Source organism: Acinetobacter sp., from assembly GCF_045628685.1.
Classification (GTDB): domain Bacteria; phylum Pseudomonadota; class Gammaproteobacteria; order Pseudomonadales; family Moraxellaceae; genus Acinetobacter.
Map to the genome: position 1 here is coordinate 20,004 of NZ_JAZQPV010000118.1, position 14,160 is coordinate 34,163.

Annotated in this window: 12 protein-coding genes and 2 pseudogenes; 11 read left to right on the forward strand and 3 right to left on the reverse strand. The window is 38.8% G+C overall.

The genetic code is table 11. The features are described 5' to 3' along the window. The first annotated feature begins 94 nt into the window (after positions 1 to 94). The 3 genes from ACKI4H_RS15275 (at position 95) to ACKI4H_RS15285 (ending at position 1,863) form a co-directional block, all read left to right on the forward strand. Entirely contained in the window at positions 95 to 898 is an 804-nt protein-coding gene (locus ACKI4H_RS15275) for an XAC2610-related protein (RefSeq protein WP_407307233.1), read from the forward strand. 569 nt (positions 899 to 1,467) lie between these two features. Beyond that, the gene (locus ACKI4H_RS15280; RefSeq protein WP_407307235.1) at positions 1,468 to 1,635 is read left to right on the forward strand and encodes a transposase family protein; all 168 of its coding nucleotides are present in this window, start codon (positions 1,468 to 1,470) and stop codon (positions 1,633 to 1,635) included. A gap of 75 nt (positions 1,636 to 1,710) precedes the next feature. Further along, on the forward strand, positions 1,711 to 1,863 hold the full coding sequence (locus ACKI4H_RS15285; RefSeq protein WP_407307237.1) for a hypothetical protein: 153 nt from the start codon (positions 1,711 to 1,713) through the stop codon (positions 1,861 to 1,863). A 314-nt stretch (positions 1,864 to 2,177) separates the two neighbouring features. Here ACKI4H_RS15285 and ACKI4H_RS15290 read toward each other — a convergent pair whose 3' ends face one another. Together ACKI4H_RS15290 and ACKI4H_RS15295 are read right to left on the reverse strand one after the other, a co-directional pair. Beyond that, on the reverse strand, positions 2,178 to 2,420 hold the full coding sequence (locus ACKI4H_RS15290) for a hypothetical protein (protein ID WP_407307239.1): 243 nt from the start codon (positions 2,418 to 2,420) through the stop codon (positions 2,178 to 2,180). 98 nt (positions 2,421 to 2,518) lie between these two features. Further along, a complete protein-coding gene (locus ACKI4H_RS15295; RefSeq protein WP_407307241.1) occupies positions 2,519 to 5,584 on the reverse strand; it encodes a tyrosine-type recombinase/integrase in 3,066 nt (1,021 codons plus the stop codon). Between the two features lie 623 nt (positions 5,585 to 6,207). Between ACKI4H_RS15295 and thiM the strand changes: the two genes are divergently transcribed. From thiM to ACKI4H_RS15330, 7 genes and pseudogenes are all read left to right on the forward strand, one after another. Further along, positions 6,208 to 7,059, forward strand: a complete 852-nt coding sequence (gene thiM / locus ACKI4H_RS15300) for a hydroxyethylthiazole kinase (protein ID WP_407307243.1) — start codon at positions 6,208 to 6,210, stop codon at positions 7,057 to 7,059. Beyond that, complete coding sequence (locus ACKI4H_RS15305) at positions 7,056 to 7,892, forward strand: sulfurtransferase (protein WP_407307245.1); 837 nt, start codon at positions 7,056 to 7,058, stop codon at positions 7,890 to 7,892. The genes thiM and ACKI4H_RS15305 overlap by 4 nt, the downstream gene beginning before the upstream one ends. Positions 7,893 to 7,909: 17 nt before the next feature. Beyond that, on the forward strand, positions 7,910 to 9,022 hold the full coding sequence (locus tag ACKI4H_RS15310; protein WP_407307247.1) for an LLM class flavin-dependent oxidoreductase: 1,113 nt from the start codon (positions 7,910 to 7,912) through the stop codon (positions 9,020 to 9,022). Continuing rightward, positions 9,022 to 9,651, forward strand: coding sequence for an HAD-IA family hydrolase (locus ACKI4H_RS15315; protein ID WP_407307249.1), 630 nt, complete (start codon positions 9,022 to 9,024; stop codon positions 9,649 to 9,651). The genes ACKI4H_RS15310 and ACKI4H_RS15315 overlap by 1 nt, the downstream gene beginning before the upstream one ends. A gap of 100 nt (positions 9,652 to 9,751) precedes the next feature. Then, positions 9,752 to 10,456 (forward strand): annotated as a pseudogene (locus ACKI4H_RS15320) (IS6 family transposase). A 74-nt stretch (positions 10,457 to 10,530) separates the two neighbouring features. Then, positions 10,531 to 11,187, forward strand: a complete 657-nt coding sequence (locus ACKI4H_RS15325) for a hypothetical protein (protein ID WP_407307251.1) — start codon at positions 10,531 to 10,533, stop codon at positions 11,185 to 11,187. 68 nt (positions 11,188 to 11,255) lie between these two features. After that, positions 11,256 to 11,474 (forward strand): metal/formaldehyde-sensitive transcriptional repressor, encoded by a 219-nt coding sequence (locus tag ACKI4H_RS15330; RefSeq protein WP_407307253.1) that lies wholly within the window; start codon positions 11,256 to 11,258, stop codon positions 11,472 to 11,474. Positions 11,475 to 11,878: 404 nt separating this feature from the next. Here the strand turns inward: ACKI4H_RS15330 and ACKI4H_RS15335 are convergent, their stop codons facing one another. Beyond that, entirely contained in the window at positions 11,879 to 12,853 is a 975-nt protein-coding gene (locus ACKI4H_RS15335) for a diguanylate cyclase (RefSeq protein WP_407307255.1), read from the reverse strand. Positions 12,854 to 13,147: 294 nt separating this feature from the next. Here ACKI4H_RS15335 and ACKI4H_RS15340 point away from each other — a divergent pair. Further along, positions 13,148 to 13,783, forward strand: a pseudogene (locus ACKI4H_RS15340) (GAF domain-containing protein); the annotation flags it as partial. Positions 13,784 to 14,160: the final 377 nt, after the last annotated feature.

The following is a 14,160-nucleotide window of genomic DNA, read 5'->3' on the forward strand; positions in this document are numbered from 1 at the left end:
CTTTTTGCTTTTATAATACAAAAAGGCCGCTCTATTGAGCGGTTTTTTTGTGATACAGTACTCATAATTTCTGCATTTATGAGTGTGCTGAACAATGAAAACCAAATTATTACTTTGTATTGTTGTGTTAACTTTTTCCAATCTAAGTAAGGCGGAAACAGTCTTAAATGCTCCAGAATATAAGCCACTCAATAATGTTCGCGTTTCTATGCAACGCATGTTGCGTTCCACTGAAGGAAGTTATTTCCTGAGCTTATATGCAGGGATTTTGAATCCACATGCTACCCTATATGATATTGATAAAGATAAGATAATTAATTTAAAAGGATTACAAAGAGGGACTCAGCTAAATTTAAAATCTGTTGACTCTGACGATGTAATAAACAAGACTTATCAATTATCAGGAATATTCGATGCTAATAGCGGTGATTTTAAGGGAATACTTACTGAAGGTGAGGATACTTTGGGAAAACCTATTCAGTTTGAGCCTGCAATAAAAGTTTCAGATAAACCTTATTTTATTTTAAAATTTTATGGCTTGGAAGATATTCAGCAGCCCTATGGTTCGGTACTTAAACGAGTAGACATTGTAAATAAAAATAATGTTACACAAGCTTTGACAGGATTTACAGCCTTTCCAAAAAGTATCGGTTATATGGATGTTAATTTTGATGGTTATTATGATATTATTTTGTCAGATATTTCAGAAAAACGAACGATTCAAGATAAGCGTTATATTTACTGGATATTTAATCCTCAAACTCGGCAGTTTCAGCGCTCACCACAACTTGAAAAGATCGTTGGATTTCCAAAGTTGCGTGGAGATAAACAACAAATTGATTTTGGAAATGGGCAGTTATATCAAGTGGAAAAGGGCTTGTTGAGTCGAACAGAGTAAATATGATTTTTTATAAAATAATTATGATGTATAAACTCAATCAAATAGCAATTTCAAATTTCTAATATAAAAATATAATTCAAAAATATGAGTGTATTAGGGTGTATTTCAAATATTTAACTTCTATATAAGGTAAGTTGACATATATTTTTTAATCATTAGGCCTCTTGCGAAAGTATGCTTTTACCTAATTTTTGAATTAGCTAAAACCTTATAAAATATAGCTTGTGTCTGTTTGAATTTTAACTAACGCAAGAGGTCTATTATATGGGATGACTATTAATTTAAATTTCACTCTCAATTATAAGTTTTAGTTAGATAGGTATTAATTCTGTAATTTAATAATTGATTTATATTGCACTATAAATTTTCGAAAAATAATAGATCTCTTTCATAAATCAAAAGATGATCTTCTTTTTGGTTGATATTTGTACTCCAGTTTTTTTTAGCATTCATGCATCATCTGCGGATGAAATATATCGATTCAAACAAGCTTTCTGATCCTCAGTTCAAGCGATACACCGGCATCTCATGGTCAACCTTCTATTTAATGGCTGGGCAATTGAAAATTGCATGTCCCTGCCAAGGGCAGACCGGCCAAGTTAAGCCTTGAGGATCAGGTTGTGCTCTGTCTGAGCTATTGGCGGGAATACCGAACCTTATTTCACGTTGCGACGAGTTACGGTGTTTCAGAGCCCACAGCCTCAAGAATTTCCGTCATGTTGAAGACTGTCTGATTCGGCCCAATCTTTTTAATTTATCCAAAAACTTACCCGAAGGTGAAGGCATTGACTGGAATGTGGTGATCGTGGATGCCACAGAAATTCCAATTCGGCCTAAAAAAACAGAAGAAAAGCTATAGTGACAAGAAAAAGACCCATACCTTTAAAGTACAGGCCATAATTCACCATAAAACTCAGCAAATTCTGAGTTTATGGAGCAGTCGCGGTGCAGTGCATGATTGAGTTGTTTAAACGAAATTTAAACCAGATTCCTTTTGGGGGCTTTTATCCTTGCAGATAAAGGCGATCAGGGGATTTATACTGTGTATCCCATAGCCTGTTGCCATTAAAAGCCAAAAGATGCTGTAAACTGGATCCTGAACTCAAAAGCTATAATCAGGAGATCAATTAAAGAAGAATCGGCATTGAGCATGTCTTTGGCAGCCTGAAAACCTTCAAGATCCTTGCCGAACGTTATCGAAATAGAGGTAAAAGACTCGGTTTGAGATTCAATTTAATCGCTGGAATCTATAACCTGGAGCTGAGTAAAAAATGATTTATGAAAGAAGTCTATTAAAACAGGATTCAGGTATTTGTTTTTTAAATTTATTGCTAACTTCATCAAAGCTGATTTCCGGATTCTGATCCATCAGTTCTTCAATCCATAAATAAATGGCCCGATAATTATTATTACCACTATCGTCTTTAAAGAAAATTCCAAGATCATACCCATCCAAAATCTGGAACTCATGAATTAACATGCTCAACATGTTATTGATCTTTTGTCTATTCAGCATCATCGTATCTCTTATTATCATTGATAGTTATTTTTAATATAGATTTCATGGGTTGTCTAACTCAAATATGTAACTGAAGTTTAAGGAAAAATGCTCATTTTTTAAATAAAGATATTCTGATTAAATGCAGATAAAATAATAAGGATGTACTTAAGAATACTGAGTGATTTATGGGTATTTTTTGATTTTAAATATACACGGAAAGATTTTTTATCATTTCCGACTATTATATTTTTTTGATCTATTTTACTAAGCCATGGACTTTGGATTAAAGCTTTGTTATTGATCATGTTGGGTATATAGCATGACCAATATTGAGGAGGAAATAGTGGATAGATCGCATCCAAAAATGTGCTGAACTGATTCAACTTCTTTATATTAAATATTAATCCTGATTCTGATCTATTGACCTTATGAATAAATATTTTTAATGCACTGATGAGTTTTTTATTTTCTTTGGAATAATCGCCGAGTTGTTTAAAAAAATAAGGAATCAGTTTCTTTTCCTCAAAGGTTTCAACGCAAGGCAAGATCCGAGCACTTTTTTGTGGATCAATGATGAAACGTGATTTGCCTTTCTGATTTTTGAGCATTTGCAATTTTGAGATATTGTCTTTGCATCCCTGAATCAATGCAGGGGGGAGATTCAATTTTTTGGCGATGTAATCGATGTCGTCAAAGCGTTCACAGTGTCTGATCACCTGGATGGCCCTATTGGCGGAGATGCTGGATTGGGCTGTGCCCGGATAACATGTCTCGTTACAGGGGGCCGGTTTGGTAACGGCAGATTTACTGGATGCTTTATATTTTTTCCTGGAAGAGGACCAATTTTTTATCTGTTCTGGCGCTAAACTTAGCCTAAGTTCATGGGTTAGGCTGCTCAGGTGAATGTCTTTTGATGTCGGTTTGATGCCTAAGCCAGGATGAATGGTTTGAATCGTCTGGGCGGGGATTGGCGGATCATTCTGGGTGAGATGATAGCCCGCCATGATAAAACAGAGGTGCAGATAGCTTTTAAAGGTCTCTTTCGGGGTGATATGACCCAGCAGATGGGCAAGGATATACCAGATGTCCTGAGCCGCATTGGAGCGTAACAGGTCGCTGCGGATACGATCATAATCTTGCTGGCTGTAATCGCTAAAGACCTTGACGAACGCGTAGGGCATATTCAGGACAAGGGCCAGATGATTCGCAGCAGAATGTCTGAGCGCATGAAAAGAATAATGAGCGCCGGGCAATACGCTATTGATCAGACTGGAAAAGACCTGGGTGACAAAATGGGCTGGCAAGCGTTCATTGCTATTCCACAGTGTAAACAGATAGTCATCTTTACTTGAGCTAATACGCCTGGATAAACAATAGTCTTTGAAGTCTTCATGTTCATTGGGACGTAAAAGTGTCTGCATGGGGAGGTTCCGTTCAGCACTATCTGTTTTTAGCGTATGTTCATGCTGACTGGAACGGTAGGGTCTGATCCAAATAGACGTACAGGATGGTCCTTCAATATCTTTAATTCTCAAACCTAGAATTTCATTAATCCGCATGCCGCTACGAAAGGCGATGCCGAAAATAATCTTGAGCATCCCGGCATCATGCTGGTTAAAACTGCCACGCTCCACGTGGAGAGGCAGAAGATCAAGTACAGCGCAAAATGTTCTGGCAGAGATGATTTGTGTCTTGGGATGGGAGGATGCATGGAGATCGCTGTCCACAGGAAAATCGTCTGTTTTAAACAGAATTTTTTGAAAATGATGGAATCGTCGCAAAAGATCCAGTTTCTGATGAGAGGACTTGGTCGTTTCTCCCAGAATCTTGCGGTAAATATCCTCCATATGCGCATTGAAATCCGGGTCTTCAATATAAGGGTGGGTGTGGAAAAGCCAGGCTTCTGCAAATTTGGCGTAATAACTATAAATTGATGACCTCTGTAATTTTTGCTGATAGCTTAAATATTTCAGCCAGGCTTCTGCATCCAGGTTAAAGAGCTGGCTTAAGTGCTGCACTTGCGCTGTACTGGGTTGGAACAGACTGATCAGCCACAGGCAGATCCGGATCGAGGCTTCAGACAGGACGGCTTGTTCCTGTTCCATATAATCGATGAGTTCTGTTAGACATTCTTTATTGTGTCGGATGGTCTTGAGCAGGTGTTTATGCAATTTTTTGATGCTGGCAACCGATTGTTCATTCATCACGACGGTTGAACATCTTGCTGAAACTTTTTTCGATTGGAGACCCTCATTCAATTGCGCTGAAAACAGTTGTGGATCGAGATAGTTTTTAAATGAATCCAGGCTTAAGCCACAAGTTTCATTTTTTTCTTCAAGACAGCGGCTTAAAGCGGTATCCAGTGCGACGTTATTGAACTGCATCCAGTGACAGCTTGCTGAAGCCAGGAGTTTGAAAATGTCAGAAGACTGACCGGTTAAGCCCATTTTCCTGAAGATCAGACTGAGATAGTCGAAGGCATCCATGCGCACAGTCGGGGACTGTGCAAGGTAACGTGCCAGCCACAGTTGGGTAATTCGGTCTAAAACCAGTGTGCGTGATTTTCTCAGCGGTGCTTCAGGATTGTAGATATCGCCATAACCTGGGGATAGGGGTTCAAGAAAGATCATCTGTAGATCTACAGCCTTGAGATGATGAATCGTCAGGTTTTCTTTTAGCTGTTCCAGCAAGGCATCTAAAGTATTGCTTGCTGATATACCGGCAAAGAGAATGCTCGAGATCAGGACATTGCCAATGACTTCTGCATCTGAAAATTGTTGTGCTGTGTTCCAGTATCGCCAAATCTTCTGATGAATCATGTGGGTGTACTTGGATCTTTCCAGCCATTCCCGGTCGAATTCCATCTTTTCCCGTTCAATGCTGAGAAATTGTCGCGACGGTAAATCGAGTTCCAGCTCATAGGTTTGGTTGAACAGCATGATCTGCTTGCGGTAACAGTGATAGAGCATTTTTTTATAACGGACAGAGGGGGCCTCATGTTCAATGGCATCCTCGAGTTTTTCCAAGAGCACGATGTGCTGATTGGTTCGATAAGCCTCAAAGAACTGTGCTAAAGGCAGATGCATGTGGATAAAGCTTTGCGCCCGTTGCATCTCTATCTGGATTGATTTTTTTCGTTCGGTGCTACGGCGCTCACTGGCGAATTTAGAGAGTTTAGGCATGGTTATATATCCAATCTATTGGATAGAGGCTTGTGCCTTGTACTATCTCTATCAAGGCAATCTTTTTCGCTTTAGATAACGCGAAGAGATGAGGCGCAGAAAGTATTTTTTTGTTCATAGAGGCTTCTTATTATTTTTATTCTTTCTCTATGATAAAAGTTAAATGTGCCTTATGACCGGATGATCAAAAACTTGGGAATAAAAGAACCGGTTTTTGTTGAAAAAATTGTGTTTATAAGGATGAAATAGAATGATTTAGAACAGTTGGTTTTAGATAATATTTTGAAAATCAATCATTTTTAATAGATGAAATCTCTTTGGTTTTTAACTATATTGTATTTTTAAATTGAATATTACGGGCGTTAAAAAGTACTTAAAGACTTGTCTAAAATAATGGATTCAGCACTCGTCATGATTGAGTTATGAATGTAGATAAAAATCAAAAGTAAAAACATTGTGACTATTTAATGAATATTGTCTATTGCATAAAAAATGCAATCTAAGTCATATTTTAATAATTCTGTTTTCTTCATATCCAAACCGGTTTTAATTATTTTTAACGCTAAAGCAAATGTCTCATAATGTGAAAATTCAAGTAAACAACCAAGCATAGAACTGCCGATATGACTCATCTAAATCAGCTTCCGACACTTGCTTCGATTATTCGAGCGCATGAATCTTTAAAGCAAATTAAGCCTTTAGTTCAGTGTTTAAGTAACAGTGTATCGGTGAACTTCATGGCAAATGTGTTGCTTAGCGCTGGGGCTTCTCCAGCCATGGTGGATAATCCTGAAGAAGCAGCAGAGTTTGTTCATTTTGCCAATAGCGTCGTGGTGAATTTAGGAACACCAACCAGTGCAATGGTTGAAGCAATGAAGCTTGCAATTACAGAGGCCAATAAAATCAACACGCCTTGGGTACTCGATCCAATTGCAGCTGGTGCGTTGTCTTGGCGGGGGCAGTTAGCAGCCGAGTTCTTAAAATCGAAGCCGACTGTGGTGCGTGGTAATGCTTCAGAAATTATTGGTCTGGCAGGTTTGGGATCCAATGCTAAAGGTTTCGATAGCTCCAATGATCCCGCACATGCAGTCGATGCCGCACTGTCGTTACTTGAGCATACACATGTTGTCTCGGCATCTGGTGAGGTCGATCATATTGTTGCGAAAACGCTTTTGGACGATGAAGAACACTATTGGGTGGCTAAAATCAAAGGCGGCAGTTTCTTCTTCCCATTGGTGACAGCATCTGGTTGTTCACTCGGAGCCTTGGTTGCAGCATATGCAGCAGTCACCAATCCATTTAATGCTGTGGTCAGCGCACATGCACATTATGCAGTTGCAGGTAAAAAAGCCCATTTAAAAACAGATGCACCAGGGGATTTCCAACGCGAATTTTTAAATGAATTATATAGAGTGACTGCGGAAGATTTTGCCATCTACTTGGAATTCAGTATCGATGAACTAGAAGTAGCATGAAAGATTTAATCAATCCTGAAGATCTCGTACAACAACTCAATGCTGTGCAGATTTTTGAAGTGGGTGCTAAAACCGCGCAGCCCATTCAGGCTAAACAGGCGAAGGCATGGTATGAAAATGCGCATATTCCGACAGCACAATATGTGGACTTAAACCAAGACTTTTGCAATTTAAGAACAGCACTTGAGTATCAATATCCAAATGAAACCGAGATGTTGCATTCACTCGAAAAGTTTCAAGTAGATTGGAACAAGCCCATCGTGATTTATGACCGAGAAAATCATATTTGGGCAGCCCGATTATTTTGGATTTTTAAAGCATTTGGGCATCAGCAGGTTCAGGTGTTACACGGTGGACTTAAGGCGTGGCAACAGCAGAACTTAAGTGTATCTGATCAGATTGAACAGCCATCACCATCTTTGAATGTAGCAGAGCTGAAGTTTGATTCTACTTGTTTTGCAGATATTGAAGATGTCAAAAAGGTTGTTGAAGGTCGTGTAAATAGTCAACTACTCAATGTACTGCGACCAGAAGTTTTCCGTGGTGATGAAGTTCGTTATTCACGTGCAGGGCATATCCCGAACAGTATTAATATTCCGTTTGCCGAATTTCTAGATGAAACTGGCAAATTTAAAGCGTCAATTTTCAATTTTGTCGCCCAATTTGGGCTCGATTTAAACCGAGAAATCATGATCTATTGTGGCAGTGGGATTACTGCAAGCGGAGCTGCATTGGCTTTGCGTCAAGCTCAAGTGACATCCATTAAAATTTATGATGGTTCGATGTCCGAGTGGAGTGCAGATCCCGATTTACCCCTTCAGATCATGGTGTAAAAAAGTAGGAACGTGTTATGGCGATTAAAGCATTATGGTATTTGAGCACTGCGGATGGACAATACCCGTGGATGTCTGAAGGATTTTATCCAGTTGATTTTCAGCGTTATAAGAAATTAGCTCAAACCATTGATCAAGGCGGATTTTATGGTGCTTTAGTGGCAACATGGCCGAACGATCCTTTAACGTCGGCATCGTCGGTGGCAGGTTTTACCGAAAATATGAAGTTTTTGGTGGCTGAATATGCAGGTTTAACGCCGGCTAAACTTTTAGCAGAACAAGCACTAACCTTTGAAAAATTCCATGGCAGCCGTTTGTTGTTTAATCACATCAATGGTACGCCACAACGTATTGGCACGTATGGTGTTGAACTCACCCCTGAAACCCGTTATGCCTTGGGTCAAAGCTATTGGGAAGAATTCCAAAGCCATTATAACAAAGGCAATAAGTCACTGTTCCCCAATACCGATTTTACCATCGAGCCAACCACGCCAAATGGCATTCCACTTTGGGGCACAGGCGATTCTGCCGCAGGGATTCAGCATGCAGGGCAAGTGGTGAATGTTTATTTATTGATGATTCGGGAATTGCATCGCGTCAAAGATCAATTTTCACGCGCCGTTGCCGCAGCCAAAGATAATGGTCGTACCTTTAGCGACTTAGGCGCCTTGACCAGTGTGACAGTGCGTACATCTCAAGCTGAAGCGGAACAACAGTTCTATCAAATTTTTGAAAAAACCGGCGCTGAACTGTTAAAGCAAAAACTGGATGTATCCATCAAACGTAAAACGGGTGGTGAACAAAGTATTGATAACTTTAAAGCACCGGATGCGCAGCGCCAAGAATGGGTTGATTACATTCGTAAAGGACAGTTGCCACCGCTTGAATCGCTACGTTTAGAGGGTAATCTCTTTGCTGGTATGAGTGCTTGGTCATCATTGGACATTTTTGGTTTTGCATCTTCAGCAGCATATTTGGTCGGTAGTCCTGAAAATATCGCAGCTCAAGTTGAAACCTATCATAAAGAAGCAGGCTTAAGTGCGTTGATTATGTCGGGCTGGCCTTTGATTGAAGAAGCTGAATATACCTCGAAGTTGCTATTGCCATTATTGAAAGATATTGGTGAATAATGCGGATTTCACTTAAAGATAAACCGTTTGAGGAGATTGATTTTCAAGCGGTATTGTTTGATTTAGATGGAACCTTGGTGGAATCGACTAGGCTTATTGGCGATATTTTAACGCAATGGGCTGTTGAGCAAGGTTTAGATGCTGAAGCTGTATTGATCTTTTCACATGGTAAGCGCACACAAGATATCGTGGCGCATTTTATTAGTGATAATTCTTTTGAATTACATTATCAGGCATTGACGCAAAAGTTCTTAGAGGCTTCGATTCATACGAAATCAATTGAGGCTGCAGCATCATTTATTCAAGCTTTAGATGACCGTCGTATACCTTGGGCAGTGGTCAGCTCATCTGAACGTGAACTGATCTATGCGCGAATGAATGCCGCTGGATTACCAAAGCCTACTCAGATTGTTGCAGCAGAAGATATCATTAAGGGAAAACCTGATCCTGAAGGATATTTAAAAGGTGCAAGCATTCTTAATGTGCCGATTGAACGTTGTCTAGTTTTTGAAGATTCGCCATCAGGGATACAAGCAGTTAACGCGGCAGGGGCACAACTGATAATCATTGATAAATCTAAAGTAGGGTTGAGTATCATAAAGAATTTTGCAGAGATAAAATTTGTATGAGAGGATTTAAGTTTGTAGGTTCTGATCGTATCTTGACTGGCACTGTTGCAAATAGCCATTGATGATAAGCTAAATAGTTTTTTAGCTAAAGGTTCAGTGTATGAATCCCTTCCATGGTCGGCATTTTCAGGGCGAAATTATTCTTTGGGCTGTACGCTGGTATTGTAAATATGGCATTAGCTATCGTGAACTTCAGGAAATGCTTTCCGAACGTGGTGTGAATGATAATCACACAACTATTTACCGTTGGGTTCAACGTTATGCTCCTGAAATAGAAAAACGCTTACGCTGGTATTGGCGTAATCCTACACATCTCGGCACATGGCATATTGATGAAACTTATGTAAAAGTGAATGGAAGATGGTCTTATCTGTATCGTGCAGTCGATCAACGTGGCTTTACCATTGATTTTTACCTTTCTTCTAGACGTAATACCCAATCAGCATAGTGTTTTCTTGGAAAAATTTTAAATAATGTGAAGAAGGGGCAAATTCCACAGGTGATCAATACGGATAAAGCACCCACATATGGAGGTGCTTTATCACGGTTAAAACGGGAAGGAAAATGTCCACCAGACCTTGAGCACAGGCAGGTTAAGTACAAAAATAACGTGATCGAATGTGATCATGGCAAGCTAAAGCGGATTATCAGGGCCACCTTAGGATTCAAATCTATGAAAACGGCTTATGCCACAATTAAAGGTATTGAAGTCATGCGTGCACTACGTAAAGGACAAGCTTCATCATTTTATTATGGTCAGCCTCAGGGTGAAGTGTATCTGGTGAATAGAGTTTTCGGTCTCTAAGCACTTTTTAAAGGGAACATCATCGACTCAGATCCCTATTTGCAACAGTGCCAGTTAAAGTCAGTCTGAATTCCTTGAATAGCCAAGATGGTTTTTTATATACATTATTTTTAGATAAAAATGGTAATGATACGCTGGATGCGAGTGATACATTGCTAACCGATATAGAGACAGAGTTAAGTAATATTATTGAGCCAAACAAATCCGTTACTTTATTGATAAAGGTTGAAGCACCTGCAACAGCGACTAATGGTATGAGCAGCCAGGTAAAATTGATTATCAAACCAGATAATACAGAGAAAGAAATATCATTAGTTGATTTGAGTAATACTGATTTAATTACGGTTAGCCCAAACCAATTAAGAATTCTTAAATCGCAGCTAAAAGTTGAAAATTGCAATATGACGGATGCATTGGCAGTCATTAGCGCGACCTACACAGTACAAAATGAAAACTTGAAACCAAATCAATGTTTAATTTATCGTATTATGGTGAAAAACACAGGCAGTGCAGTATTAAGTAATGTGGTGATTAATGATATGTATCCAGCTTATACCACGCAATGGGCACGTGTGGGCATATTACCAATCGTGGGAAGTGATGGTCAAAACATTACAGATAGTACAAATAATAAAATTGAAGACGACGGAACGGCTAAAATTAAGGCAATTTTAAAGGAACTTTTATCACAACAAGAAAAATCACTATACTTTGGAATTAAAATGAAATGATGTATTTATCTAATAAAATCTCTCGTCTTTTTTCAATTTTATTAACTTCTTTATGTCGGTGTTAGACTATGAGCCATTTACAGACCAATAAAAAGATTTTAAATAGAATCCGAAGATTACGAGGTCAGATGAATGCTGTTCATGATGCACTCACGAATGCTGATGTATCTTGCATAGCAACATTACAACAAGTAGCTGCTATTAAAGGAGCTATTAATGGCCTTATGAATGAGTTAGTACAAGAACACTTAAAGACTCATGTTTTAAAAGGTGAATATAATCAATAAGAATTAGAAATATTCTTGGAAACATTAAAAAAGTACGGCTAATTTTTTGAAAAATTAAACTCTATTTACATAATGGCCATTAATGCAGCAGGGCCTTGAGCTTTGTATCCTTGAATTAAGCGCCGGATCTGACGTTATGAGAGTCGTAAGAGCTGGGAGGCTTTAGATTACGTTATACGTCGATCACATTCTTGCAAGACTGACAATCATTTAAGTTCTTTATCCGACATAGTGATCAGCATCTATATTTATATCCAGCCCATGATGGTGAAAACCATCATAAACTAGACATTTTGAATGGGTTCTAACACCTTTTATGTTCCGTTTCTTAGCCCTAAGTAACGCTTTTATAAGACGCGGATTTAAAATTACACCTTGAGTTTACTGAAAGTGATTATAGGATATCAGCTATCTGAGGTAACTACTCTTATGTCTGTTTTAAGATCCAATTTGAATTGACGCTTATGCTCAAACATTTTTTTATCAGCCTGTTCAGCTGCAAAAGGTAGCCCACGGCCAGGATGACGCATAGAAAAACCAATCGCTATACTAATTGTTGTACGTGAAAAAGCATCTATAATTCTCTTTAAAAGTCTTTCTGCACCTGCCTTATTATTTTCTCTGCTTAGAATGACAAATTCATCACCGCCTAAGCGAGCCACAATATCATTGCTACGCACCGTATCCCTTAACACATGGGCCGCCTGCTGAATGAGTTGATCTCCTACAATATGCCCTAAGTTATCGTTTACTTCTTTTAGATTATTAATATCAATAAAAAACACCGCAGCAGGATGACCATAATGCTTACAACGCTCTTCCTCTTTACTCATTAACTCATCCCAGGCTCGACGGTTATATAATCCCGTTAATCCATCTCTAAAAGCTTTCGTCCTTAAATGCTTAAACTCACGAGCATGTTCATTTTGACGAAGCTCGGCTTGAAGAATTTTACTCAGTAAGTTTCCAAGCAATTCGATTATTTCAATATCTTGAACTATCGTTTCAGGTTTTGGATGAGGATCAATTGCACACAGTGTACCAAACAGGCTGCCATCTTCATTGAGGATGGGCTGACCTATGTAGGATTTAATAGTCACTTGTTGACTAATTGGTGCCGTGGCATATAAGGGAATATCTTCACAATGAGGTGCAATTTTCGGTGCATTTCCTTTAACCATATGAGAGCAGAAAGAATCTGCCCATTTAAATACCTGTCCAGGTTTCACATCATAACCATGATCTTCACTTTGCAGTACAATCCAGTCTTTGCCTTCTACCCGGGTGATCATCCATAAGTCGAATCCAAAACGTTTATGGAGAAACCGCAAAATGGCTTGGCCAGCTTCTTCAAAATTTTTGAACGTTATATTATTCATCGAATCAACCTGAGTTCTAAAATGTAATGTTCATTAGCGAGCTAATAAAATGAGTGCTTTAACGATATGAATAATTTATTTTATATCAAGAATATTGAATTATTAAAATTTGAACCTAAATAGAGCAAAAATAAATCAAAAACCTTTATTTAAAGATCAAAAATGTGAATTTTCTCCTAAAATCTGATTTTTTTAATAAAATGGTCGTTATTGTAAACGAATATGAATCTGCTATAGAAGCTAAGCCAGAAATGAGTTCAAAAGATTACACAGCCAAGGAAGGTAGGATTTCAAATGCATAATCGTTGTAGTTATCACGACACTTATCATATTTTTAACCTTATCGGTCAACATACAGATCTTACGCTTATTTTAAATGCCGTTAGCGAGTGGCTTGAATCACGTATTTCGAATGCACTGGTCACGATTATGCTCTGTTCAGAACAGGAGCAGACTTTAAAACTGGTCAGTGGGAAACGTCATTTTTCCGATCAATATTGCACGGCAATCGACGGTTTGAAAATTGGGCCAAATCAGGGAACCTGCGGAACAGCTGCATTTTTGCGTCGGCTGGTGATTAGTCCAGATTTGATGAAAGATGCCAATTGGGAACCCTATCGAGCCCTTATTCAGGCTGAGAAACTCTCTACCTGCTGGTCTACACCGATCATCAGCGCAACAGGCGTTCTATACGGAACTTTTGCAACTTATTACAGAACCCAAAGGAAAATTAGTCAATATAATCTCGACCTTTTACAACAGGCAGCCGCTTTAGTTGCATTAGCGATTGAACTCAATGATGAACGCCAGCGAAGACTGGGCATGAATGAGAAATATAGTTCTTATTATACTTACCATCCCGATGTAATTTTTGAACTTGATATGCAGGGTTATATTCTAAATACCAATATCGCTTGCCGGGAAATCACGGAGGATGAGTTTGATGGGTTTAGTGATTGAGTGGTGGGGTCGTCTGTATGAGTTTAATGTATGTGTTTCGTCGACGATACGCCGATCCATGCTTCCTTGTCCATGCTCTAAATACTATGGGGGGCTTTGTAGATTCATATACGTTTGTAGGGGGTTATGTAAAGTTATACCAGGTGTGAATACAAGCATAGTTATCCAAAAGGATCCTCACAAGCCTGAACTTAACAAAACACTGCCCAATCAGGCAAGTGTTAAAAAACTGTCAAATGTAGCAGTCTTTTCAGTCTAATATTCACAACCACTCCAGCAGGATTCAGAAAACGTTCTGATTCAACATACCCTTCCAAAAGGATCCTCAAAAGCTTGAATTCAACAAA